General features: G+C 65.5%; 22 protein-coding genes and 2 pseudogenes. 8 read left to right on the top strand and 16 right to left on the bottom strand.

Annotation, left to right across the window (positions count from 1 at the left end; all coding sequences use genetic code 11):
* Positions 1–23: 23 nt before the first annotated feature.
* From hutU to RM530_RS18640, 4 genes and pseudogenes are all read right to left on the bottom strand, one after another.
* On the bottom strand, positions 24–1,700 hold the full coding sequence (hutU, locus tag RM530_RS05060; RefSeq protein ID WP_311364124.1) for a urocanate hydratase: 1,677 nt from the start codon (positions 1,698–1,700) through the stop codon (positions 24–26).
* Positions 1,701–1,781: 81 nt separating this feature from the next.
* Positions 1,782–2,234, bottom strand: coding sequence for a hypothetical protein (locus RM530_RS05055; RefSeq protein ID WP_311364123.1), 453 nt, complete (start codon positions 2,232–2,234; stop codon positions 1,782–1,784).
* Positions 2,235–2,457: 223 nt separating this feature from the next.
* A pseudogene (locus RM530_RS05050) lies at positions 2,458–2,604 on the bottom strand (AAA family ATPase); the annotation flags it as partial.
* Positions 2,605–2,763: 159 nt separating this feature from the next.
* Positions 2,764–3,190, bottom strand: a pseudogene (locus tag RM530_RS18640) (OsmC family protein).
* Between the two features lie 145 nt (positions 3,191–3,335).
* On the opposite strand from RM530_RS18640, the gene RM530_RS05035 reads away from it, so the two are divergent.
* From RM530_RS05035 to RM530_RS05015, 5 genes are read left to right on the top strand one after another with little or no spacing between them, the layout of a single operon-like run.
* On the top strand, positions 3,336–4,805 hold the full coding sequence (locus RM530_RS05035; RefSeq protein ID WP_311364120.1) for an efflux transporter outer membrane subunit: 1,470 nt from the start codon (positions 3,336–3,338) through the stop codon (positions 4,803–4,805).
* A complete protein-coding gene (locus tag RM530_RS05030) occupies positions 4,802–5,353 on the top strand; it encodes a MarR family winged helix-turn-helix transcriptional regulator (protein WP_311364119.1) in 552 nt (183 codons plus the stop codon). Before RM530_RS05035 ends, RM530_RS05030 begins: the two co-directional genes overlap by 4 nt.
* Positions 5,350–7,428, top strand: a complete 2,079-nt coding sequence (locus RM530_RS05025; RefSeq protein WP_311364118.1) for an FUSC family protein — start codon at positions 5,350–5,352, stop codon at positions 7,426–7,428. The genes RM530_RS05030 and RM530_RS05025 overlap by 4 nt, the downstream gene beginning before the upstream one ends.
* The gene (locus RM530_RS05020) at positions 7,418–7,621 is read left to right on the top strand and encodes a DUF1656 domain-containing protein (protein WP_311364117.1); all 204 of its coding nucleotides are present in this window, start codon (positions 7,418–7,420) and stop codon (positions 7,619–7,621) included. The genes RM530_RS05025 and RM530_RS05020 overlap by 11 nt, the downstream gene beginning before the upstream one ends.
* A gap of 5 nt (positions 7,622–7,626) precedes the next feature.
* A complete protein-coding gene (locus RM530_RS05015) occupies positions 7,627–8,493 on the top strand; it encodes an efflux RND transporter periplasmic adaptor subunit (RefSeq protein ID WP_311364116.1) in 867 nt (288 codons plus the stop codon).
* An 18-nt stretch (positions 8,494–8,511) separates the two neighbouring features.
* Here the strand turns inward: RM530_RS05015 and RM530_RS05010 are convergent, their stop codons facing one another.
* Genes RM530_RS05010 through RM530_RS04995 form a run of 4 tightly spaced genes read right to left on the bottom strand, consistent with a single transcriptional unit; the run spans position 8,512 to position 11,402 of the window.
* The gene (locus RM530_RS05010) at positions 8,512–9,381 is read right to left on the bottom strand and encodes an AAA family ATPase (protein WP_432276076.1); all 870 of its coding nucleotides are present in this window, start codon (positions 9,379–9,381) and stop codon (positions 8,512–8,514) included.
* A 16-nt stretch (positions 9,382–9,397) separates the two neighbouring features.
* Positions 9,398–9,913: a TPM domain-containing protein gene (locus tag RM530_RS05005; protein ID WP_311364114.1), complete on the bottom strand. Its 516-nt coding sequence runs from the start codon at positions 9,911–9,913 to the stop codon at positions 9,398–9,400.
* Between the two features lies 1 nt (position 9,914).
* Positions 9,915–10,784 carry a TPM domain-containing protein gene (locus RM530_RS05000; RefSeq protein WP_311364233.1) on the bottom strand — a complete coding sequence of 290 codons (870 nt, stop codon included), beginning with the start codon at positions 10,782–10,784 and terminating at the stop codon, positions 9,915–9,917.
* Between the two features lie 9 nt (positions 10,785–10,793).
* Positions 10,794–11,402: a LemA family protein gene (locus RM530_RS04995; RefSeq protein ID WP_311364113.1), complete on the bottom strand. Its 609-nt coding sequence runs from the start codon at positions 11,400–11,402 to the stop codon at positions 10,794–10,796.
* A gap of 183 nt (positions 11,403–11,585) precedes the next feature.
* Between RM530_RS04995 and RM530_RS04990 the strand changes: the two genes are divergently transcribed.
* Entirely contained in the window at positions 11,586–12,137 is a 552-nt protein-coding gene (locus RM530_RS04990; protein ID WP_311364112.1) for a glutathione peroxidase, read from the top strand.
* 104 nt (positions 12,138–12,241) lie between these two features.
* Positions 12,242–13,522 carry a glycerophosphodiester phosphodiesterase family protein gene (locus RM530_RS04985; RefSeq protein WP_311364111.1) on the top strand — a complete coding sequence of 427 codons (1,281 nt, stop codon included), beginning with the start codon at positions 12,242–12,244 and terminating at the stop codon, positions 13,520–13,522.
* Positions 13,523–13,577: 55 nt separating this feature from the next.
* Here RM530_RS04985 and RM530_RS04980 read toward each other — a convergent pair whose 3' ends face one another.
* From RM530_RS04980 to tkt, 4 genes are all read right to left on the bottom strand, one after another.
* On the bottom strand, positions 13,578–14,063 hold the full coding sequence (locus tag RM530_RS04980; RefSeq protein ID WP_311364110.1) for an asparaginase domain-containing protein: 486 nt from the start codon (positions 14,061–14,063) through the stop codon (positions 13,578–13,580).
* 7 nt (positions 14,064–14,070) lie between these two features.
* Complete coding sequence (locus tag RM530_RS04975; RefSeq protein WP_311364109.1) at positions 14,071–15,252, bottom strand: phosphoglycerate kinase; 1,182 nt, start codon at positions 15,250–15,252, stop codon at positions 14,071–14,073.
* Positions 15,253–15,313: 61 nt separating this feature from the next.
* A complete protein-coding gene (gene gap / locus RM530_RS04970) occupies positions 15,314–16,318 on the bottom strand; it encodes a type I glyceraldehyde-3-phosphate dehydrogenase (protein ID WP_311364108.1) in 1,005 nt (334 codons plus the stop codon).
* 75 nt (positions 16,319–16,393) lie between these two features.
* Positions 16,394–18,388, bottom strand: a complete 1,995-nt coding sequence (tkt, locus tag RM530_RS04965; protein WP_311364107.1) for a transketolase — start codon at positions 18,386–18,388, stop codon at positions 16,394–16,396.
* Between the two features lie 167 nt (positions 18,389–18,555).
* Between tkt and RM530_RS04960 the strand changes: the two genes are divergently transcribed.
* Positions 18,556–18,942 carry a hypothetical protein gene (locus RM530_RS04960; RefSeq protein WP_311364106.1) on the top strand — a complete coding sequence of 129 codons (387 nt, stop codon included), beginning with the start codon at positions 18,556–18,558 and terminating at the stop codon, positions 18,940–18,942.
* Between the two features lie 160 nt (positions 18,943–19,102).
* On the opposite strand, the gene RM530_RS04955 is transcribed toward RM530_RS04960, so the two are convergent.
* From RM530_RS04955 to RM530_RS04940, 4 genes are all read right to left on the bottom strand, one after another.
* Complete coding sequence (locus tag RM530_RS04955) at positions 19,103–19,759, bottom strand: MBL fold metallo-hydrolase (protein ID WP_311364105.1); 657 nt, start codon at positions 19,757–19,759, stop codon at positions 19,103–19,105.
* Positions 19,756–20,925 (bottom strand): MFS transporter, encoded by a 1,170-nt coding sequence (locus RM530_RS04950; RefSeq protein WP_311364104.1) that lies wholly within the window; start codon positions 20,923–20,925, stop codon positions 19,756–19,758. The genes RM530_RS04955 and RM530_RS04950 overlap by 4 nt, the downstream gene beginning before the upstream one ends.
* Positions 20,926–21,053: 128 nt before the next feature.
* Positions 21,054–21,515: a single-stranded DNA-binding protein gene (ssb, locus tag RM530_RS04945; protein ID WP_311364103.1), complete on the bottom strand. Its 462-nt coding sequence runs from the start codon at positions 21,513–21,515 to the stop codon at positions 21,054–21,056.
* A gap of 203 nt (positions 21,516–21,718) precedes the next feature.
* Positions 21,719–22,915 carry an MFS transporter gene (locus RM530_RS04940; protein ID WP_311364102.1) on the bottom strand — a complete coding sequence of 399 codons (1,197 nt, stop codon included), beginning with the start codon at positions 22,913–22,915 and terminating at the stop codon, positions 21,719–21,721.
* Positions 22,916–23,112: the final 197 nt, after the last annotated feature.

The following is a 23,112-nucleotide window of genomic DNA, read 5'->3' as shown; positions in this document are numbered from 1 at the left end:
AGCCAGAGCCCGCGGTGTACGAGTCAATCCACCATCGGCAAATCCAGGCCCTGATCGCGCGCGCAATCGATGGCGGTCTCGTAGCCGGCATCGGCGTGGCGCATCACGCCACTGGCCGGATCGTTCCACAACACGCGACCGATGCGCTTGGCGGCCGCATCGCTGCCATCGCAGACAATGACCAGACCGGCATGCTGAGAAAAACCCATGCCGACACCGCCGCCATGATGCAGCGACACCCAGGTGGCGCCACCGGCGGTGCTGAGCAGGGCATTGAGCAACGGCCAGTCGGAAACGGCGTCGGAGCCATCCTGCATGGCTTCGGTCTCCCGATTGGGGCTGGCGACGGAGCCGGAGTCGAGATGATCGCGCCCGATCACCACCGGCGCCTTGAGCTTTCCACTGGCCACCATCTTGTTGAACGCCAGCCCCAGACGATGGCGATCGCCGAGCCCGACCCAGCAGATGCGTGACGGCAGGCCCTGGAACTGAATGCGTACTCGCGCCATGTCGAGCCAGCGGTGCAGGTGCGCATCGTCCGGCAGCAGTTCCTTGACCTTGGCGTCGGTCTTGTAGATGTCTTCGGGGTCGCCCGACAGCGCCACCCAACGGAACGGCCCGACGCCGCGACAGAACAGCGGGCGGATGTAGGCCGGCACGAAACCCGGAAAATCAAAGGCGTTCCTGACGCCATGTTCCTGCGCGACCTGACGGATGTTGTTGCCGTAATCGAAGGTGGGAACGCCGAGCTTCTGGAAGTCGAGCATCGCCTTGACGTGGACGGCCATCGAGGCACTGGCGGCCTTGACCACGGCGGCGGGATCGTGCCGGCGCCGCTGGTGCCACTGTTCGAGCGTCCAGCCGGCCGGCAGATAGCCGTTGACCGGGTCGTGCGCCGAGGTCTGGTCGGTAACCATGTCGGGTCGAATTCCGCGCCGCACCAGCGCCGGCAGGATCTCGGCGGCGTTACCGAGCAGACCGACGGAAATGGCCTGCTGGCTTTCGCAGGCTTCGTCGATCAGCGCCAGGGCTTCGTCGACCGTGTCGGCCTTCTGATCCAGATAACCGGTGCGCAGACGCATGTCGATGCGCGTGGGGTCACATTCGATCGCAAGCATCGAGGCGCCGGCCATCGTGGCCGCCAGCGGCTGCGCCCCGCCCATGCCACCGAGACCCGCAGTCAGAATCCAGCGCCCGGCCAGATCGCCGCCATAGTGCTGGCGACCGGCCTCGACGAAGGTTTCGTAAGTGCCCTGCACGATGCCCTGGCTGCCGATGTAGATCCAGGAACCGGCCGTCATCTGGCCGTACATCATCAAGCCTTTGCGATCGAGTTCGTTGAAGTGGTCCCAGCTGGCCCAGTGCGGAACGAGATTGGAGTTGGCGATCAGCACGCGCGGCGCGTCGGCATGGGTGCGGAATACACCGACCGGTTTGCCGGACTGGATCAACAGGGTCTGGTCTTCGTCCAGACGCTTCAGGGTTTCGAGAATCTTCTCGAAGCAGGCCCAGTCGCGCGCCGCGCGGCCGATGCCGCCATAGACCACCAGATCGTCGGGGCGCTCGGCCACTTCCGGGTCGAGATTGTTCTGAATCATGCGGAACGCGGCTTCGATCAGCCAGTTGCGGCAGCTCAGCTGGCTGCCGCGCGGCGCACGGATCGGACGCGGGCCGGGCACTACGGATTCGGAAACGGTCATGACGATGTCCAGCGTCGGGGCACGCCGATCATGTTACCTGCGGGGTTTGCGAACTGCCGGATACGCGGGGCTCACCACGCCTCATTCGACCGGCGTTTCGTCCTCGATCGGAAATGCCGGTTCGCTCGAAAAGCGCTCGGCGATCACCTGGATCGGGCTGCCGACCACGGGCCTGCGGTACACCACCGAGCGTGCCTCGTATGGGTTCTCGCTGTGGTATCCGTCTCCATAGACGGTAAACGGAATCGGTGCGGACAGGCTGCGGATTCCGCTGGCAAGCGCCTCGAAGTCGATTTCGATCGGGTCTTCCGGCCGTTCGGCACGCTTGCAGATGATCTCGCAGGCGATTTCCTCGTAGGGGTCGCGCTCACGGATCACCAGCACGGCGCGCACGACCTCGCGATCGCGAACCTCATCACTGCTGGCGCCGAAGGGGATGCGGAATACAAAGGAGACTTCGTCGTCTTCAGCCGCGGCCACCGGCGACAGACAGCTCATCGCGCAAAGGCTCAAGGGTAGAAGTAGGCGCCACATGCCTGCGCTCCATGCAAGCTACGGACCAAGTCGGTCGTTCCGTCGACAAGAGCGGCGACCGATTTGCAGTTCGGCCGCCGCCGTATTGACGCCCCAGCCCCCCGACCGGAGGCGTCGCCTGTATGGATATCGCAGATCGGTGCCTGCGCGGCGCCATCACTGACTCAGCGGTCGATGCCGCGGGACGAAAGGCGCGCGCCCCCTGCGGCCGCGCACGGCAAGCTCAGCTGCGGCGCGCCATGAACGCCAGGCGCTCGAACAGGTGCACGTCCTGCTCGTTCTTGAGCAGCGCACCATAAAGCGGCGGCAGCGATTTCTTGACGCCGGCCTCGCGCAGGGTTTCCGGCGGAATGTCCCCGGCCGCGGCCAGCGCCGCCGCGATCTTTCGATCGACGGCATTGCGCCGGTTGGAACGGTCGATGACGACCGTGTAGATCCCATGTTGTTCGGTGGTGCGGATTCCGCTCATCGGGGCCCTCTCGTGCGGACGGACGAGGAGAGCATAGACGCTGATCGAGCAAGCGCGGGCTCAGGTCTCGAGTTCGGCCGCCATCGTGATCTTGCAGGACAACAGCTTCAACACCAGGCAACCGGCCTTGGCCTGAGCCGCAACGTCTTCGAACTTCTGCGGGTCGCCGCCCGGAATCTTGGCAAGCACATCCAGATGCGACCCGGTGACCGCGAAACCGTCGCCGTCCTTGTCCAGAGTCACCGTGGCCTGGGTGTGCACGTATTCGGGTGCCATCCCGGCCTGTTCGAGCATCATCGACAAGGCCATGGAAAACAGCTCGCGTGGGCCGCGCCGATCAGTTGTTCCGGGTTGAGGCCGGTTTCGCCTTCGAAGCGTTTGGTGAAGGAATACGGGCTTCCTTGAGCGCGCCGCTGAGCGTGGAAATCGAACCGCTGCCTGACTTGAGATCCCCGCTCCAATTGGCAGAACCCTGGCTGGTACTCATGCGTTTCTCCTGAACTGTGTACGGGATCCGCACCGTAGCCCTCAAGGGCTGAACTTGCGGTGATTCCGGCAGCAGGATGAGGTCTCTTGCCCTATATAGTTGCCTAGGCTATTATCTAATTATGGATTATATGGAACTGGCTCGAATGAGGGTCTGCCGCCTGGCACCGCTGGTACTGGCGGCGATTCTCGCGGCCTGCGCAGACATGCAGGGCATTGCGCCGCAAACGCAGCCGGCGTCGATCCGGCAACTGTCCGCAGGTCAGGACCTGAGCCGGGCACAGTCGGACGCCGTGCAGTGGCCGCAGCAGCAGTGGTGGAAACGCTACGGTGACCCGCAACTTGATGCGCTGGTGGACCGGGCCGTGGTCGGCAACCCTTCCCTGGCCGAATCACGCGCACGTCTGCGCGCCGCCACCGCCGCCACCGCCGCCGCCCGCGCCGCCACCGGCAACGACTATTCCGTGGGCGCGTCCTTCGACCGCATGCGCTACTCGGAGAATGTGCTGATCCCGCCGGAAGCCGCCGGCACTTTCTTCTGGAACAGCGAGGTCATGGCCGATGTCAGCCGTGACCTGGATCTGTGGCATCGCGAGGACTATGTCGTCGAGGGCGCGCTGGACCGGCAGCAGGCGGTCGCCTGCGAATTGCAGGCCGCGCGGCTCGCGCTGCAATCCGCGGTGGTCGACAGCTATCTGCGTTTCGCCTTGCAATTCGCACTGCGCCACCAGTTGCAGGATCAGCTCGCCGACGCCCGCCACGGCCTGGACATCGCCAGCCAGCAACTCGCTGCCGGCATCGGCACCGACTTCGACGTGGAACGTGCCCGTGGCGAGATCCCGGACCTTCAGGCGCAGCGACAGGCCGTGGACCTGCAGATCGAGCTGTTGCGCCACCAACTGGCGGCCCTGGCCGGGGCCGGCCCCGGCGACGCCGATGCGCTCGAACCGCCGCAACTGAACGTTCAGGCCGCAGCGGCGCTGCCGGCGGACCTGCCGGCCGGCCTGCTCGGCCGGCGCCCGGACATCGTCGCGCGGCGCCTGACGGTGGAAGCCGACGCCCGCGACGTGGATGCCGCGCGCACGCGCTTTTATCCCGACATCAACCTGCGCGCCTTCGCCGGACTCGCCAGCATCAAACTCGACAGTCTGCTGCAGGCCAACTCGCTGCAGGCCGGATTCGGCCCGGCGATCAGCCTGCCGGTGTTTGCCGGCAACAGCCTGCGCGCCAATCTGCGCGGTCGCAGCGCGAGCTACGACCAGGCCGTCGCCGAATACAACGCGAGCCTGGTCGACGCCCTGCACCAGGTTGCGGACCAGGTTTCCACCATCGAATCCCTGGCGGCGCAGATCGACAGCCGCCAGCAACGCCTCGACAGCGCCGAGCGCACCGCCAGCCTCGCCCGCGATCGCTTCCAGGCCGGCCTCAGCAACTACCTGGACGTGCTCGACGCGCGCCGCCAGCTGCGTGCTGCCCGGACCCGGTTGCTCGGGTTGCGTTACCAGCAGATGGAAGCGGCGGTGGCCCTGACCGCCGCGCTCGGCGGTGGCTTCGACGGCAGCTCCGCCGGTCCCCGACTGGCCTCGACGGCCCCCACCCGCAGAAACACACCATGAGCAAGCCCGATCAACCCAAGGCCGCCAACGCTCTCGGCGATCTCGACGACCTGCGCGAGCGCATGCAAAGTCTCAAGCAGCGCCAGTCCGACTACCCCCAGCATCTGGGCCTGCTGTCGCGCACCGCCGTGCTGGTGGAAAAACGCATGACCGAACGCTGCACCGCGGCGCTCAAACCACACGGCATCAGCTACGTCATGTACCAATGCCTGGTGCTCGCCTACGCCGCCTGCGAACGCCCGCTGACGCCCACCGAGCTGGCCCGCGCCACCGGTGAGCGCAGCACCAACGTCACCCACATCTGCGACGAATTGCTGCGGCGCGAACTCATCACCCGGCGGCCCGACGAGACCGACCGTCGCCGCGTGGTGATCGAACTCACCGCCGCCGGCGAGCAATTGCTGCACCGTGCGCAAAAGCCGATCTGGGCGACCTGGCAACAACGCTACGCCGGCCTCGACAAGGCCAGCCTGGGCCTGCTGGAAGCGAGCCTCGAAACCCAGTTGCGCAACCTCGATGGCGGGCAAGTACCGCGCACGCCGCAATGACCGACCGTCGCGCCCTGCCCGCAGACATCGCCGAAGTCTGGCGCGAACAGCGCGAGCACTGGCTGTTCGCGCTGCGCACCGCGAGCGGCTGCCTGCTTGCGCTGTGGCTGGCCTTCCGGCTGAACCTGCACAGCCCCAGCAGCGCCGCCATCACCGTCACCATCGTCGCCCTGCCGCAGAGCGGCTATGTCATCGAAAAGGCCTTCTACCGGCTCACCGGCACCCTGTTCGGCGGCGCAGTTGGCCTGCTGCTGGTGGCCGCCTTCGCGCAGCAGCGCGAGTTCTTCCTGATCGGCCTGGCCGCCTGGATCGGCGTCTGCGCGGCCTGGTCGCAGAAACTGCGCAACTTCCGCGCCTACGCCTTCGTCCTGTCCGGCTACACCGCCTGCATCGTCGGCTACCCTGCCTTCATCGCACCGGATTCGGCCTTGCAAATCGCGGTGGACCGAGTCAGCGCCGTCGCGCTTGGCCTGCTCTGCGGCACTGTGCTCAACGCCACCATCCTGCCGCGCTCGGCCGCGGTGGAACTGGTCGGCAGCATCCGCCGGCGCCTCCCCGAATTCCTCAACTACGCGCGGGCGGTGCTCAGCGAAGTACGGCCGCGCCAGCAGGTACAGCAACAGCAGGACCACATCCTGCATAGCATCGTCGCATTGGAAGCCGTGCGTGGCGCCGCCTATTTCGAGGATGCGGAGAGCCGTATCCGCAGCAGCCGCCTGCGTCGCCTCAACGGCGAGTTCACGGCGACCAGCACCGCGCTGCACGCCATCTACCGCCTGCGCGAAGACCTGCTGGCCCGCGAGCGGACGCGGGTGGTGGCCGCCTTGCACCCGCTCACCGACCAACTGCTGGCGCAACTGGAAACCGGAGCCGGGCAAGTGCCGCGCACCGCCGCAGAGGCCGCGCCGGTGGCGCGTGATTTTGGCGCCTGGTTATCGCAGTGGAACCGGCACGCGGCGCTGGCACGGCAACGTCTCGGCCCCCCCGGCGGCAGCGCCGACGAACTGCGCGAGTTCGAAGCCGGCCTGCAGTTGTTGCACTGGTTTGCGCAGGACCTGAGCCGCTACCTCGACACCTACGCGCAATTGCGCAATCCGCGGCGACTGCGTGCCGATGAGGCGCCAGCGCCGACGCCGCGCACCGATCCGTTGGTGGCGGCCGTCGCCGGCCTGCGTTGCATGCTGGCGATCGTCCTCACCGGCCTGTTCTGGATGCAGACCGGTTGGGCCGATGGCTTCAACGCCTTCATTCTCGTCTGCGTGTTCCCGGCGCTGTTCGCCACCATGCCCAACCCGATGTCCGGCATACGCGGTGTCGCCATCGGCTTCGCTATCGGCGCGGTGTTCACGGTGCCGATGTATCTGTTCGTGGTGCCGCGGCTGGACGGCTACGCCGAACTCGCCGCCGCACAGCTGCCGCCGCTGCTGCTGTTCTGTTCCTGGATCGCACGACCGGCGACCTCGACGCGCGGCCTCGGCGCGATGCTGATGCTGTTGACCGGCATCTCGCTGACCAACCCGATGCAATACGACGTCGCCGTCTTCGCCAACCGCATTGTCGCCACCTTTGCCGGCTTCGCCTTTTCGGCGTTCGCCTATACCGCGCTGCCCTTGCCCGGACCGGCCTGGGTCACGGCCCGCCTGCAACGGGCATTGCCGCGCCAGCTGCGCACGACCGTCAGCGACACACCGGAGCGTGCCCGGCATGCCTTCGAAAGCGGCGTCGCCGACCTGATCACCCAAATCACCCCGCGCCTCGGCGCCGACGTCGAAGCGCGCCGGCGCCAGCTCGACGCCGGCCTCACCGTGCTGGAGGCCGGTTTCGCCCTGCTGCGTCTGCGTCAGCAGAACGCTGGCGATTCACCACTGTTCAGGCTGGTGCCCGCCGCGTTCGAAAATCCGCGCCACATCGACCCGGTGCTGCAGGCCATCGAAGACCAACTGCAGGGCCGCGCCGGGCGCAACGACGCGCGCACCGTCGCCGCCCTGCGCCTGCTGCACCTGAGCCTGCGCGAATGGCGGGCGCACACCGCCAACGAAGTTGCCCCCCTGCCGGAGCCCGCCCATGCCGCGTGAACTCGAACTGTTCGGCATCGTCTTTCCGACGCTGATTCCCTTGCTGCTGCTGGCCGGCGGGCTGTCCTGGTTGCTGGACGGCGCGCTGGCGCGCAGCGGCTTCTTTCGCAACGTCTGGCATCCCTCGCTGTTTCGCATCAGCGTCACCGTGCTGATGTTCAGCGTGTTCGGGCTGCTGCTGTTTTCGAGGTAAGCACCATGTTGAAAAAATCACTGAGCGTCGCCCTGACACTGCTGGTGGTCGGCGTCACCGCGATCGCCGCCTACGCGCTCTGGAACCGCAACTTCCACAGCCCGTGGACGCGCGACGCGCGCGTCCACGCCGATGTCATCGGCGTGGCGCCGGATGTTTCCGGGCGCATCACTCGGGTTGCGGTGCACGCCAACCAGGACGTCAGCACCGGGTATCTGCTGTTCACCGTGGACCGGGAGCCCTACCGCATCGCGGTCGAACAGGCGCAGGCGGCGCTGGACGCAGCGATCACCGAACGGGCGCAAAAACAGGCGCAATCGAGGCGCCGTGCCCACCTCGACCGCGAAGTCGTATCCAGCGAAGACCGCGAGGCGGCTCTGGCCGCGGCCGCGGCGGCGCAGGCGCAGGTGGCGCAGGCCAAGAGCCAACTGGCCGCAGCGCAACTAAACCTGGAGCGAACCGAGGTCCACGCGCCGGTGGATGGCTATATCACCAATCTCAACGTGCAGGCCGGCGACTACGGGCACACCGGCGAGGCCCTGCTGGCACTGGTGGACCGCCACTCGTTTCGCGTGGACGGCTATTTCGAGGAAAGCAAGATCCAGAATGTGCGTCCGGGCGATCCGGTACGCATCCGCCTGCTGGGCGGCGGGCCGCCGTTGCGCGGCCATGTCGAAAGCGTCGCGCGCGCCATCGCCGACACCGAGAACCAAGGGCTGCTGTCCAGCGTGAACCCCAATTTCCACTGGGTGCGGCTGGCTCAGCGCATTCCGGTGCGAATCGCGCTGGACGAAGTGCCCGAGGCGCTGCAGCTCAGCGCCGGCATGACCTGCACGGTGACCGTGGAGGCGGCCGACGGCGGCGCGCGCTGAAAACGGTCCGGCGCGCGATCAGCTGCGGCGCGCCATGAACGCCAGGCGCTCGAACAGGTGCACGTCCTGCTCGTTCTTGAGCAGCGCACCATAAAGCGGCGGCAGCGATTTCTTGACGCCGGCCTCGCGCAGGGTTTCCGGCGGAATGTCCTCGGCCATCAGCAGCTTGAGCCAGTCCAGCAGTTCCGAAGTCGAAGGCTTCTTCTTCAGGCCGGGCAGCTCGCGCAGGCCGAAGAACACCTCCATCGCCTCTTTCAGCAGTTGCTTCTTGAGGTCCGGGAAGTGCACGTCGACGATCTTCTGCATCGTCTCGCGATCCGGAAAGCGGATGTAGTGGAAGAAGCAACGGCGCAGAAACGCGTCCGGCAATTCCTTCTCGTTGTTCGAGGTGATGATGATGACCGGCCGATTGCTCGCGGTGATGGTCTGGCGCGTCTCGTAGACGTAGAACTCCATCTGATCGATCTCGCGCAGCAGATCGTTCGGAAACTCGATGTCGGCCTTGTCGATTTCGTCGATCAGCAGCACCGGGCGCTGCTGCGCCTCGAAGCATTCCCACAAACGTCCCTTGACGATGTAGTTGCCGATGTCCTTGACCTTTTCCTCGCCGAGCTGCGAATCGCGCAGGCGGCTGACCGCGTCGTACTCGTAGAGTCCGTGCTGGGCCTTGGTGGTGGACTTGATCGGCCAGTCGAAGAACGGCATGCCGAGCGAAGCGGCCACTTCCTTGGCCAGCTGGGTCTTGCCGGTACCGGGCTCGCCCTTGACCAGCAGCGGGCGGGACAGCGTCACGGCGGCGTTGACCGCCATCGTCAGATCGTCGGTGGCGACGTAGTTTTCGGTACCTTCGAAACGCACGGATTGACCCTCGCTTTGCGCTTTGAGAATGCGGATGCCGGTCAGTCTATAGCACCACCGGTGAATCTGGCAGCTCGTCGCCGACATCGGGCCGCACGCCGGGGCTGCCCGGCGGGTACTTCGCCAGCACCGAGCTCACTGACTCGATCACCGCTACCGCCCCCTGCTCGAACTGGCCGGCGCGGAAGCCCCGCGAAGCGGCCTCGGCACAGGCATCCCATTCGCTCTGCGGCACATGCCCGCCGGCCACTCCGCGATCAACCACGATCTCGATCTTGCGGTCGGCCATCAGTACGTAGATCAGCACACCATTGTTGTGCTCGGTATCCCAGACACGCAGCGCCGAAAACAGGTCCTCGGCGCGCTCGCGCGGACCGAGACCGGCGAAGACGTCAACCAGGCTCAGACCGGCTTCGACCGCAAAGCGGATCTCGCCGGGATGACGGGTTTCACAGGCACGCACCGTGGCTTCGATGGTTTCAAGTACGGCTGGCGTGAAATGCCGCCGCAGGCTCAGGCGAGCCGTCACCGCATGCCGCCAGGCACGTTGCAGGGTGTTCACGTCACCAACCTCCCGAGGCACCACCGCCACCAAAACCGCCACCGCCGCCGGAAAATCCGCCGCCGCCGAAACCGCCACCTCCACCGCCGAAGCCGCCGTAATAGAGCGCGCTCCGCCGGCGACCGAGACCACGACCACCGCCGCCGCCGCCGCCGCCGCCGCCGAGGAACATCACCAGCAATATGGCGAACACCGCGACGCTGACACCCGCCACCGGGGAAATCAGCAACGCGGCCGGCCCTCCGGCCACCAAGGCGCCAACCACGCCGCCGCGCCGCTTGGTCGAGCCGGCGGCGACCATCGAACCGATCACGGTGCCGAAGATCAGCATGGTGCCCAGTGCCATGATCGCCGGATCGCCGTGCCGCTGGGCACGCTCCCTGGGCTGCGGCAGCGGTTCGCCCCGTACCACGGCGATCATCGCATCCACGCCGGACGAGACGCCGGTATAGAAATCGCCATCGCGAAAGTACGGCGTCACCACCTCGCTGACGATGCGCTTGGCGGTCACGTCCGGCAACGCGCCTTCGAGTCCGTAGCCGACCTCGATGCGCAACTTGCGGTCGTCCTTGGCGACGATCAGGATCGCGCCATCGTCCACGCCCTCGCGGCCGAGCTTCCATCGCTCGGCCACGCGGATGCCGTATTGCTCGATGGTTTCATCGCCGGTGCTCGGCACCATCAGCACGGCGATCTGGCTACCCTTCTCGCGCTCGAAGGCGGCCAGTTTGCTTTCGAGGGCGGATTTTTCGCTGGACGACAACGTCCCGGTCCGGTCGGTGACATGCGCCTTCAGCGCCGGCACCTCGAACGTCTGCGCCATCGCTACCGAGCAGACGGCGGCCAGCACGGCGACGCACAGCAGGCGCATCCCGCGCACTTATTCGCCCGTGCCGAAATCGACCGCCGGCGGACGTGAAATCTCGGCCTCGTTCTCGACACTGAAGTTGGACTTGGTGCTGTAGTCGAACATCTTCGCCGTCAGATTCGTCGGAAACGAACGGATGGTGACGTTGTATTCCTGCACCGAATCGATATAGCGCTTGCGCGCCACGGTGATCCGGTTCTCGGTGCCTTCGAGCTGCGCCTGCAGATCGCGGAACACCGTGTCCGACTTGAGCTGAGGATAGTTCTCGGACACCATCAGCAACCGCGACAACGCCGAACTCAGCTGCCCCTGCGCCTGCTGGAAGCGGTTGAAGGCCTCGGGATCGTTGACCAGCTCGGGCGTCGCCTGAATGCTGCCGACACGCGAGCGCGCCTCGGTGACTTCGGTCAGCACGTCCTTTTCCTGCCTGGCGTAGCCCTTCACGGTGTTGACCAGGTTGGGCACCAGGTCCGCGCGTCGCTGATATTGATTGAGCACTTCCGACCAGGCCGCGTTCACCGCCTCTTCCTGGCGCTGGATCGCGTTGTAACCGCAACCGGAGAGCAACAGGCTCAGTAACACGAGCGGCAAGCCCACAAACAAACGAGCCGAACGAATCATCTTGCAGGTCTCCCGATCAAGGCGCGATGGCACCGGAGATCGTCAACATGGGGGCAAGGCTGCGGACTTGCAAGCCATCGGCCGTAGCGGCTGTCGTCGCGCAGACGCCTCTGCTGGCGTTTAAACTGAACAGGCCCGACCAGTCCCATGCGCCGCCGCCTGACAATCAAAGGAGACATCGACATGAACCGTTCGCTCTATGACATTCCGCTGAAATCAATCGACGGCAAGGACACCAGCCTCGGCGAGTTCCAGGGCAAGGTCGCCCTGATCGTCAACGTCGCTTCCAAATGCGGCCTGACGCCGCAGTACGAAGGCCTGGAAAAAACCTACGAGCGCTATCAGGACCGCGACTTCGTGGTGCTGGGCTTTCCCTGCAACGACTTCGGCGCGCAGGAACCGGGCAGCGAGTCGGAGATTCAGGACTTCTGCTCCAGCAACTTCGGTGTGAAGTTTCCGATGTTCGGCAAGCTCAATGTCAACAGCCAGCCGCGCCATCCGCTTTACGCTGCGCTGATCGAAGCGCAACCGGCCGCCGAGCCGTCCAGCAACGGCGGGCTGCGCGACAAGCTGGCGCAGCACAAGCTGCTGCCCAAGGAGGACAGCGACGTGATGTGGAACTTCGAGAAGTTCCTGATCAGCCGTGACGGCCAGGTGATCGGCCGCTTCGCACCAGATACCCCGCCGGACGATCCCAAGCTGCTCAAAGCCATCGAGGCGGCGCTGGCCGCCTGAGCCCTCCGGCAAGCCGCCTGGTGCTTCGTCATATTGCTCTAAAGCGGACCGCGCACACTTTTGCTCCCCCCGGGGCCGAAAGGCCTGACACGATGGAGAGAGCGATGAGAGCGAGTGCCAAGATGGCGGCCCTGGCAGGCCTGTGTACGCTGATGGCCTGCGCGGCGAGCGCGGGCGAACGTGGCGCGGACGGCAAGAACCACGGCCGCGCCCGCGATGCGGTGCAGCTGGGACCGCGTCCGTTCTATCTGGTCCAGGACATGGACGAGGGCGAACTCAAGGACGCGCTCGAACAGTGCACAAGCGGCCCCTTCTACAAATCCGATTTTTCGATCAGCCATCGCGGCGCACCCTTGCAGTTTCCGGAGCACACCCGCGAGGGCTACGAGGCCGCGGCACGCATGGGCGCCGGCATACTCGAATGCGATGTGAGCTTCACCGCGGACCGGGAGCTGGTCTGCCGTCACTCGCAGTGCGATCTGCACACCACCACCGACATCCTCGCCAAGCCCGAACTGGCCGCGAAATGCAGCGAACCGTTCTCGCCGGCCGAATTCGATCCCATCAGCGGCGAACGCATCAAGACCGCCTCCGCGCAGTGCTGCACCAGTGACATCACGCTGCAGGAATTCCGGACGCTGCGCGGCAAGATGGAGGCCAGCAACCCCGATGCAAGCACAGTGGCGCAGTACCTGGATGGCACGCCGGATTGGCGCACCGATCTGTACAGCGGCAGCGGCACGCTGATGACGCATGCCGAGAGCATCGCCCTGTTCAAGCAGCTCGGCGTGAAGATGACGCCCGAACTGAAGGCGCCCTCGGTTGCCATGCCCTACCAGGGCGACTACACGCAACAGGCCTATGCGCAGCAGATGATCGACGAGTACAAGGCCGCCGGCGTGGGTCCGCGGGAGGTGTTCCCGCAGTCCTTCAACCTGGACGACGTGCTGTTCTGGCAGCAGGCCGATCCGCTGTACGGCCGGCAGGCAGTGTACCTTGATGGCCGCGTCGACGACCCAGCCTTCGAGCCGAGCCTGGAGGATTTCCAGAACCTCGCCGCGCAGGGCGTGCGCATCGTCGCGCCGCCGATCTTCGCGCTGGTGAGGCTCGACGAAAGCGGCAGGATCGCGCCTTCGGACTATGCGATCTACGCCAGGCTGGCCGGGCTCGACATCATCGCCTGGAGCTTCGAGCGCGCCGGACCGATCGAGAATCTGGTCGAAGAAGGCCGCCAGTACTACTACCAGAGCGTCAGCGAGGCGATGAACAAGGACGGCGACATGTACGAGGTGCTGGACGTGCTGGGCCGCGACATCGGCGTACTCGGCGTGTTCTCGGACTGGCCGGCGAGCGTCAGCTACTACGCCAACTGCATGAAACTCTGAAGTTGTAAGGAACGCATCGCCGCAAGTCGCGGCGGTGCGTTCCGCAGGTGGCTCATTACAAGGCCTCGAACCGGTTTTCGGCGACGTTCTTGCGCACTTTCTTCGGGTCCCAGACACGGCCGTTCATGGCGATGTAGACGCCGGGCGGCAGGCTTTGCACCGCGCCCACGGCAGTGCCGATGTTGAATTCGGCATCCGACTCGCGAAAGCGTGCCGGGCTCAGCGCACCGGTCAGCACGATGGTGCGATCGCCAAGGCAAGCCAAGGCCTGCGCGGTCTCCACCATGGTGTCGGTGCCATGCGTCACCAGGACGTGACGCGCCGGCTGCGCGGCGATCGCCTCGCGAATCGCCACGCGATCCTCATCGGTGAGGTGCAGGCTGTCCTTGCGCAGCAGCGGAACCACGGTGTAGCGGAACGCCACACCGAGCTTGTGCAACATGCGGTCGATCAGCGGCGCTCCGATCTGGTAATCCGACTTGTCGTCGAAATACAGCTTGTCGATGGTGCCGCCGGTGGTGACGATGCACAGTTCGTCCATGAGGCGATCAGCCTGCGCGCTGTTCCAGCGCCGCGATGGCCGGCAGGGTCTTGCCTTCCAGAAACTCCAGGAAGGCGCCGCCAGCGGTCGAGATGTAACCCACTTTGTCGGTAATGCCAAACTTGGCGATGGCCGCCACGGTGTCACCACCGCCGGCAATCGACATCGCGTCGGATTCGGCGATGGCTTCGGACAGCACTTTCGTGCCGTTGGCGAAGGCTTCGAACTCGAACACGCCGAGCGGTCCGTTCCAGACGATGGTGCCGGCGTCCTTCATGATCCTCGCAAGCTGCTGCGCGGTTTCGGGACCGATGTCGAGAATCATGTCGTCCTCGGCGACATCGGCGGCCTTCTTCACCGTCGCCTCGGCGCTGGCCGAGAATTCCTTGGCCACCACCACGTCGACCGGAATCGGCACGGTGGCACCGCGCTCGCCCATCTTGAGCATGATGCGCCTGGCCTCGTCGACCAGGTCCTTCTCGGCCAGGGATTTGCCGATCGGCAGGCCGGCGGCGGCCATGAAGGTGTTGGCGATACCGCCGCCGACCACGAGGTTGTCGACCTTCTCGGACAGCGAATCGAGTATCGTCAGCTTGGTGGACACCTTGGAGCCGCCGACGATGGCCACCATCGGCCGCTTCGGGTCCAGCAACGCGGCGCCGAGCGCCTCCAGCTCCTGCGCAACCAGCGGACCGGCGCAGGCCAGCGGCGCCTTCAGCGCGATGCCCTGAGTCGTCGCTTCGGCGCGATGTGCGGTGCCGAAAGCATCATTGGCGTAGACGTCGCACAGCTTGGCCATCTTTTCCGACAGCGCCGCGTCGTTCTTCTTCTCGCCCTTGTTGCCGCGGCAGTTCTCCAGCAACACCACCTGGCCGGGCTCGACCGAGAAGCCGCCGTCGACCCAGTCCTTGATCAGCCTGACCTCCTGGCCCAGCAACTCGGACAGACGCGTGGCGATCGGCGCCAGCGAATCCTTGTCGCTCAGCTCGCCCTCGGTGGGGCGGCCGAGGTGGCTGGTGACCATCACCGCTGCGCCCTTGTCCAACGCCAGCTGGATGCCGGGGACGGAGGCACGGATGCGGGTGTCGTCGGTGATCGCGCCGCCGTCGTCCTGCGGCACGTTGAGATCGGCGCGAATGAAGACGCGCTTGCCCTGGAGGTCGAGGTCTGCGAGACGGAGAAATTTCATAAGGGTTCCCTTGAATCAAAAGACCCCTCCGCGTGGGAGGGGTCCGGTTCGGTTCGGCCGATTACTTGGCGGCGACCACACGTACCATTTCCAGGCACTTGTTGGAGTAGCCCCATTCGTTGTCGTACCAGCTCACGAGCTTGACGAAGGTCTTGTCGAGCGCGATGCCGGCTTCGGCGTCGAAGATCGAGGTGCGGGCGTCGCCGCGGAAGTCGGTGGCCACGACCTTGTCCTCGGTGTAGCCGAGGATGCCCTTGAGGGCGCCTTCGCTCTGTGCCTTCATCTCGGCCTTGATCTCGTCGTAGCTCGCTTCCTTTTCCAGCTCGGCGGTCAGGTCGACCACCGACACGTCGGAGGTCGGCACGCGGAACGACATGCCGGTGAGCTTCTTGTTCAGGTCGGGAATCACCACACCCACCGCCTTGGCGGCGCCGGTGGACGAGGGAATGATGTTTTCGAGGATGCCACGGCCGCCGCGCCAGTCCTTCTGGCTCGGGCCGTCCACCGTCTTCTGGGTGGCGGTGGTGGCGTGCACGGTGGTCATCAGACCACGCTTGATGCCCCACTTGTCGTGAAGCACCTTGGCCAGCGGCGCCAGACAGTTGGTGGTGCAGGAGGCATTCGAGATGATCGCCTCGCCGGCATAGGTCTTGTCGTTGACGCCGTAGACGAACATCGGCGTGCCGTCCTTGGACGGCGCCGACATGATCACCTTCTTGGCGCCGGCGTCGATGTGCTTCTGCGCGCCTTCGGCGGTGAGGAAGATGCCGGTGGACTCGATCACCACCTCGGCGCCGACTTCGCCCCACTTCAGCGCGGCCGGGTCACGCTCGGCAGTCAGGCGGATCGTCTTGCCGTTGACCAGCAGATTCCCGCCCTCGACGGCGACCTCGCCCTTGAAGCGGCCATGCACGGAGTCGTAGGACAGCATGTAGGCCAGGTAATCCGGCTCCAGCAGGTCGTTGATGCCAACCACCTCGATGTCGTCGCCGAAGTTCTGAACCGCGGCGCGCAGAACGTTGCGGCCAATGCGGCCGAAGCCGTTGATACCTACTTTCACTGTCATCTTCAGATTCCTCTGTCTTTTGAGCTTGGGTCTTTGTCACGGGTCTGCGTTACGCACCGCGGGGGCGCGCCACACTCAACTCAGCAGGGCCTGCACGCGAGACACGACGTTCTCGACGGTGAAGCCAAAGTGGCGGAACACGTCCGCCGCCGGTGCGGATTCGCCATAGCTGTCCACGCCGATCACATCGCCCTCATCTCCCACCAGGCCACGCCAGAACACGCTGACGCCCGCTTCCAGTGCCAGACGCTTGCGCAGCGTCGGCGGCAACACGGTTTCGCGGTAGGTCCGCGGCTGCCGCAGGAAACGCTCGACGCAGGGCATGGACACGACGCGTACCGCAACGCCCTTGTCAGCCAGGCCGTCAGCCGCCTTGATCGCCAAGGCCACTTCCGAGCCGGTGGCGATCAGGACTGCCGCTGGCGCCTCGGCATCACGCAGCACATAAGCGCCGCGCGCCACAAAATCTTCGCCATCCTCGTCATGCGCCTGCACGTCCAGATTCTGGCGTGACAGCAACAATGCACTGGGGCCGTCACTGCGTTCCACCGCGAGCTTCCAGGCCACTGCCGTTTCGAAGGTGTCGCCAGGGCGCCACACTTCCAGATTCGGGATGATGCGCAGGCTCATCGCGTGCTCGACCGCCTGATGTGTAGGACCATCTTCGCCCAGACCGATCGAATCGTGCGTGAACACGTAGATCGCGCGGGTCCTGGTCAGCGCCGCCATGCGGATCGCATTGCGCGCGTAATCGGAGAACGTGAGGAAGGTGCCACCGAACGGAATGAAACCGCCGTGCAGCGCCAGGCCGTTCATCGCCGCTGCCATGCCGAACTCGCGCACGCCGTAGTTGATGTAGTTGCCGACCACGCGCTGCGGCTGCAGCGTCACCGCACCGTCCCAGTGCGTGAGGTTGGACTCGGCCAGGTCCGCCGAACCGCCGATGATCTCCGGCAGGCGTGGCGCGATGATGCCGATCGAGAGATTGGATGCCTTGCGCGAAGCGATCGGCTTGTCCTGCGCACGCGCCGTCTTCAGTAGCTGGAGCACGGTCTCTGACCAGTCCGGCGGCAGCGCGCCACTCATGCGACGCGAGAACTCGGCTGCCAGATCAGGGAACTCCCGGGAATAGGCCTCGAACAACCGCGTCCAGGATTCCTGTGACGCTGCGCCGCGCGCCTTGGCGTCCCAGCCCTCGTAGACCGACTGCGGAATCTCGAAGGGCTGGTACGTCCACTTCAGGGTTTCGCGAACCCGGGCAACTTCGTCCGCGCCCAGCGCAGCACCGTGAACCTTGGAGGTTCCCTGCTTGCCGGGGCTGCCCCAGCCGATCACGGTCTTGCAGCAGATCAGCGTCGGCACATCGGACTTGCGCGCGGTATCCACTGCCTTGCGGATTTCGTCCGGGTTGTGGCCATCGACGTTGCGCACCACCTGCCAGCCGTAGGCCTCGAAACGGGCCGGGGTGTCGTCGCCGAACCAGCCTTCGACCTCGCCGTCGATCGAAATTCCATTGTCGTCGTAGAACACCACCAGCTTCTTCAGGCCCAGCGTGCCTGCCAGCGAACAGGCCTCGTGCGAGATGCCTTCCATGAGGCAGCCGTCGCCGACGAAGGTGTAGGTGTAGTGGTCCACGATCGTGAAATCTTCACGATTGAACCGCGCCGCCAGCGCCGATTCGGCGATCGCCATGCCCACGGCATTGGCCAGGCCCTGCCCCAGCGGGCCGGTGGTGGTTTCCACGCCCGGCGTGACATGCGCTTCGGGATGCCCCGGCGTCCTGGACTTGAACTGCCGGAAGGCCTTGAGGTCTTCCATGCTCAGCGCATAGCCGCTCAGATGGAGCAGGCTGTAGAGCAGCATCGAGCCGTGGCCGTTGGAAACGACGAAGCGATCACGGTCTGGCCATTTCGGGTCCGCCGGGTTGTGTTTCAGGAAATCGTTCCACAGAACTTCCGCGATGTCGGCCATGCCCATCGGCATGCCCGGGTGCCCGGAATTGGCTTTCTGGACGGCATCCACGGACAGCATGCGGATGGCATTGGCGAGTTCGAGGCGGCTGGATTTCAAGACGCGGGTCCGGGTGGGCAACGGTCGCCGCAGCAAGCGGCAGCGACAAAAATGGCCGCGTATTGTCCTGCGCCAGCGCCCAGCGGGCAAGGGATGTCAACTGCGAGCGCCGTGCAGCGTTTTCCCGGTAGGCTCATCCTCCCCCCACAATCCTGGAGTTCACGAACATGAAAAAGACCCTGCTGCTGGCCGTCACCCTGCTGTTCGCCAGCCAGATTCAGGCCGCAGAGAAGCCCGCGCGCGGGGATATCGAGGCGATGTGCGCAGCAAATCCAGAAAAATGCGAGAAATTCATGGATCGTGCCGAGCAGATCAAGGCCGACTGCGAAGCCGACCCCGAAGCCTGCGAGGCCAAAAAGGAAAAATTCGAAGCGCGCCGCGAAAAGCTTCAGTCCTGGTGCGAGGAAAACCCGCAGGACTGCGAGGAACGCAAGGCCAGGCTGCGTGATCGCGCCGAGCAGGCCCGTGCCGATTGCGAAGCCGACCCCGAAGCCTGCGAGCAGAAGAAAGAGGATTTGCGCAAAATGCTGGAGAAGCGCCGCAACGGCGGCTGAGACGTCTCGGCGTGTCCAAGGGCCATGCCACAAGCGCACCCTGCAGAATGAATCTGCTGCGGCATGGCCCCGTTCGCACGATCCCGGAACACTCGCCACCACCGCAGGCCTCAGCGCGCGGTCGCGCGGGGTGCCGGCATTCCCGCTTCGCAGTCAGCGCCTACGTGCCGACAACCGAATCCGCCACATAGGGATTGCTGCGCCGCTCCTGGCCGAATGTGGAAATCGGTCCATGTCCCGGCACGAACCGGATCTCGTCGCCACGCGGGAACAGCTTGTTGCGGATCGAGTCGATCAGATCCTGATGGTTTCCGCGCGGGAAGTCGGTGCGGCCGATCGAACCCTGAAACAGCACATCGCCGACGAAAGCGAGTTGCGACGGCGCGTGATGAAACACAACGTGTCCCGGCGTATGGCCGGGGCAGTGGATCACGTCGAAGTCGAGCCCGCCCAGCTGAACACGGTCACCGTCTTCGAGCCAGCGATCCGGCACGAAGCTGCGGCTGGGCGGAAAGCCGTATTGCTGCGCCAGCTGCGGCATCGACTCGATCCAGAACGCATCATCACGATGCGGGCCTTCAATCGGTAGACCGAGCCGCTCCGCGAGTTCCGCGACGACACCGCAGTGGTCGAGATGACCGTGGGTGACCAGCAGCTTCTCCAGTTTCACGCCGCGCGCGGCCACTGCAGCCAGCAGCCGGTCCGGATCGCCGCCGGCATCGACCAGCGTTCCCTGCATGGTTTGTGCGTCCCAGACCAGCGAGCAGTTCTGCTGAAACGCGGTGACCGGAAGGATTTCGGCCTGCAAGCGACTCATTGTGTTTCTCCTGCGACACGGGCGGGTTGCGGAACACGGAATGCGCGCCGACCGAGCTGGGCCGACAAGGCGGCGGTCACAGCAATCAGGACGACGACGCCCGGCCAGCCGAAGTGTGCCCACAGCGGCGCCGGTAGAATGCCACCAACACTGCCGCCGAGGTAATAGCAGGTCACGTAGAGCCCGATCGCTGCGCCGCGCGCCTGCGGCACGGCTTCTCCGACAAAACTGGTCGCCGTGATCTGCGCCACGAACAGACCTGCGGAGAAGAGGGTCAGACCCAGCACCACAGCCGTCAGCCAAGGCAGGGTCGTAAGGACCAGTCCGGCCACGGCAACGGTCCAGGCGCCCGACAGCACCCGAGCATGACCGAAGGCATTGAGCAGCCGACCGGACACCGGCGTGATCGTCACGCCAACCAGATAGACCGTGAAAATCATCGACAGCCCCCCCGGCCCCAGATCGAACGGCGGCTCCGCCAGGCGCAGCGAGATGTAGGTAAAACCGGCGACCAGGGCAAACAACAGACTGAAACCCGCTGCATAGGCGCTGCGCAACTGCGGCATGCGCAACAGGGACCACAGTTTCGGCTGCGTGCCGGCGGGGCGCGGCAGGCGAGGCCTGTCTGGCGCCAACCAGCGGCAGATCAGCACCGCCAGCAGCAGCTGCGTCAGCGCCAGCGCGACAAAACCGAAGCGCCAGCCCAGAAATTCGGCGGCCACACCGGACAGGAAGCGTCCCGAAAAACCACCCGTGATCGTGCCGGCCGCATACAGTCCGGTGACCGCACGTGCCTCGTGCGCTTGCCATTCCTCGTTCACATAGGCCACCGTGACGGCGAAGATTGCCGGCAGGCTCAGCCCTTCGAGAAAGCGGAAGGCGATCAACCAATGCACGCTCGGCGACAGCGCGGCAAGCACGGTGGGCACCACCGCCGAAAAACTGGCGAGAACGATGACGCGTCGACGGCCCAGACGGTCGGCGACCAAGCCAATGAACGGCGCGGCAACCGCCACACCGAACGTGCCAGCCGAAATGATCAGGCCGGCCAGAAATGCGTCGTGGCCCACCCAGCCGCGCAGCAACGGCAGCAGCGATTGCGGTGAATAGAGCGGCACGAAGGCCGCGGCGCCCGCCAGACAGACGGCAATACGCCGACGATCCATGATGCTTCCAAAGTGATGGTTCCAAAGAGAAAAGCAGGTCTCGCGCAGAGCCACCACGGCGCAAGGCAAGGCGCTTTCGGTCTTTTGCCGCTCTCAGCGTCTTGGCGCGAGACCCGCTTTTGAAGCGGCTAGAAGGGAATATCGTCGTCCTCGAAGTCGCGGTCCATCGCCGGTTCGGGCGAGGCGCTTCGAGACGGTGGCGGACTGCTGTCGCCTCGGTCATAACTGGCCGTACCGCCGCCACCACCGCCCGTGGTGCTGCCGAGCATCTGCATTTCATTGGCAACGACTTCGGTGCTGTAGCGCTCGTTTCCGGACTTGTCCTGCCACTTGCGCGTCTGCAGGCGACCTTCCAGATAGACCTGACGGCCCTTCTTGAGGTATTGACCGGCGATTTCCGCAGTCTTGCCGAACAGCACGACGGTGTGCCACTCGGTGTTTTCCTTGTTCTCGCCGGTCTGCTTGTCGCGCCATTGCTCGGAGGTGGCAATGCGCAGATTGGCGATGGCCGTACCGGACGCCGTGTAGCGCACTTCCGGATCCTGGCCGAGATTGCCGATCAAGATGACTTTGTTGATGCCGCGGGCCATGGCCTTCCTCGCTGTGTCTGGTCTGAGTGTCCCCGGGGACAGATTCCGTACGCCGCGGTGCCGTTGATGCCGGCAGCGGGCCGCAGAACGCTACGATAACGCCGTCGCCGCATGCGTGCACGGGTGATGCCGGGGGCAATCCCGGGGACGGTCGGGGGCGCGCATCATGCCGGACCCGGCCCGCTGTGCCGGACCTCGCCCGGTCAGCGCTGCGACGCTGCCGGCTCGCCCTCGACCGGCGCCTCGTCACGCGGCACCACCGGAATGCCGGACACGAAGCTCAGCCAGATCAGCGGCAGCAGCGCGACCACGGCAAAGCCGTGCATTCCCAACCAGTCCATGGCATTGCCGCCGATCACGGCGCCACCGACGAAGGCGCCCAGAAACTGGGAGGTGGCATAGACCCCCAGCGCCGCGCCCTTGTTGTCGGCCGGCGCGATCCGCGAGATCAGCGACGGCAGCGCACCTTCCAGATAGTTGAAGCCGATGAAGAACAGACCCAGCGCGCCCACCAGAACCGCCGGGTGATGTTCGGCGAAACCGAGTGTCAGCAGCGCCGAGGCCAGCGCCAGTATCGCGCCGACCATGGCACTGCGCTGCAGGCCGTGCTTCTCGGCGATGCGGATGATCGGGAAGACCAGGAACAGCGACAGCAGCATCACCGGCAGGTAGACCTCCCACTGCGCTGCCTGATCGAGGTGCATGGCCTCGCCGATCGCCGCGGGCAACATCAGGAAGCTTGCCGTCATCGCCGCGTGCAGCAGGAAAATGCCGCCATCGATGCGCAACAGGCGACCGTCACGGATCACATCGCGCACGCGCCCTCGCGTAGCGCTCAGACGCGGCGCCTTGGGCACCATGAAGATCAGGATCGGCAGGGTCAGCAGGGCGAGCCAGCCAGCGCCCGCGAAGATTCCGTCGACGCCGATCACACCCGCCACCGGCGGCCCGATGATCAGCGCCAGCACGAAGGCGCCGCCCATGCCGGCACCCATGAGGGTCATCGCCTGGGTGCGCACCTGGGCACGCGTGACATCGGCCAGCAGGGCGCTGACGGCGGAGGAAATGGCGCCGGCGCCCTGCAGCGCACGCCCGACGATCAGCCATTCTATGGTGTCGGCACTGGACGACAGCCAGCTGCCGGCGGCGAAGACGGCCATGCCGGCGAGGATGATCGGCTTGCGGCCGATTCGGTCGGACAGCCAGCCCAGCGGAATCTGCAACACCGCCTGGGTCAGCCCGTAGATGCCCAGCGCCAGACCGATCTGCTGCGGCGTGGCGCCGCCCGGCAGATCTTCGGCATAGGGCGTGAATACCGGGAGGACCATGAACAGGCCCATCATGCGCAGGGCGTAGACGAGGGCGAGACCGCCCGTGGCGCGCCGTTCGATCGAGTTCATCGGGACAAATCGCTCGTGTGTTCGGGACTCGGGGCCCCAAGACCCTCGCTGTCGGATTCAGTTCGGTCTGCTCGCAAGGAACGGACCGCGTGTCTGGGGCGCCCTTACCCCGCGGCCGCGACGTTGCGGCCCTTCCACGCCGGCATGGCGCCGGCACGACCACTTTGCGGCGTGAAAAATTCTCTGCGTATAGTACG

The organism is Banduia mediterranea (assembly GCF_031846245.1).
GTDB lineage: Bacteria > Pseudomonadota > Gammaproteobacteria > Nevskiales > Nevskiaceae > Banduia > Banduia mediterranea.
Note: the sequence above shows the minus strand (reverse complement) of the source record. Positions and strands in the feature narration are given on the sequence as shown.

Bases quoted from the DNA above. Each gene is read 5' to 3' on its own strand.
- RM530_RS04980 (WP_311364110.1), bottom strand. From the start codon at position 14,063: ATGGACGAACTGTGCATCGTCACCACCGGCGGCACCATCGACAAGCTG.
- RM530_RS04940 (WP_311364102.1), bottom strand. From the start codon at position 22,915: ATGAACTCGATCGAACGGCGCGCCACGGGCGGTCTCGCCCTCGTCTAC.
- RM530_RS05020 (WP_311364117.1), top strand. From the start codon at position 7,418: ATGCCGCGTGAACTCGAACTGTTCGGCATCGTCTTTCCGACGCTGATT.
- RM530_RS04975 (WP_311364109.1), bottom strand. From the start codon at position 15,252: ATGAAATTTCTCCGTCTCGCAGACCTCGACCTCCAGGGCAAGCGCGTC.
- RM530_RS04950 (WP_311364104.1), bottom strand. From the start codon at position 20,925: ATGGATCGTCGGCGTATTGCCGTCTGTCTGGCGGGCGCCGCGGCCTTC.
- RM530_RS05025 (WP_311364118.1), top strand. From the start codon at position 5,350: ATGACCGACCGTCGCGCCCTGCCCGCAGACATCGCCGAAGTCTGGCGC.
- ssb (WP_311364103.1), bottom strand. From the start codon at position 21,515: ATGGCCCGCGGCATCAACAAAGTCATCTTGATCGGCAATCTCGGCCAG.
- RM530_RS04955 (WP_311364105.1), bottom strand. From the start codon at position 19,759: ATGAGTCGCTTGCAGGCCGAAATCCTTCCGGTCACCGCGTTTCAGCAG.
- RM530_RS04985 (WP_311364111.1), top strand. From the start codon at position 12,242: ATGAGAGCGAGTGCCAAGATGGCGGCCCTGGCAGGCCTGTGTACGCTG.
- RM530_RS05000 (WP_311364233.1), bottom strand. From the start codon at position 10,784: ATGCGCCTGCTGTGCGTCGCCGTGCTGGCCGCCGTCTGCTCGGTAGCG.
- RM530_RS04960 (WP_311364106.1), top strand. From the start codon at position 18,556: ATGAAAAAGACCCTGCTGCTGGCCGTCACCCTGCTGTTCGCCAGCCAG.
- RM530_RS05015 (WP_311364116.1), top strand. From the start codon at position 7,627: ATGTTGAAAAAATCACTGAGCGTCGCCCTGACACTGCTGGTGGTCGGC.
- RM530_RS04995 (WP_311364113.1), bottom strand. From the start codon at position 11,402: ATGATTCGTTCGGCTCGTTTGTTTGTGGGCTTGCCGCTCGTGTTACTG.
- RM530_RS05030 (WP_311364119.1), top strand. From the start codon at position 4,802: ATGAGCAAGCCCGATCAACCCAAGGCCGCCAACGCTCTCGGCGATCTC.
- RM530_RS05055 (WP_311364123.1), bottom strand. From the start codon at position 2,234: ATGTGGCGCCTACTTCTACCCTTGAGCCTTTGCGCGATGAGCTGTCTG.
- RM530_RS05035 (WP_311364120.1), top strand. From the start codon at position 3,336: ATGAGGGTCTGCCGCCTGGCACCGCTGGTACTGGCGGCGATTCTCGCG.
- gap (WP_311364108.1), bottom strand. From the start codon at position 16,318: ATGACAGTGAAAGTAGGTATCAACGGCTTCGGCCGCATTGGCCGCAAC.
- RM530_RS04990 (WP_311364112.1), top strand. From the start codon at position 11,586: ATGAACCGTTCGCTCTATGACATTCCGCTGAAATCAATCGACGGCAAG.
- hutU (WP_311364124.1), bottom strand. From the start codon at position 1,700: ATGACCGTTTCCGAATCCGTAGTGCCCGGCCCGCGTCCGATCCGTGCG.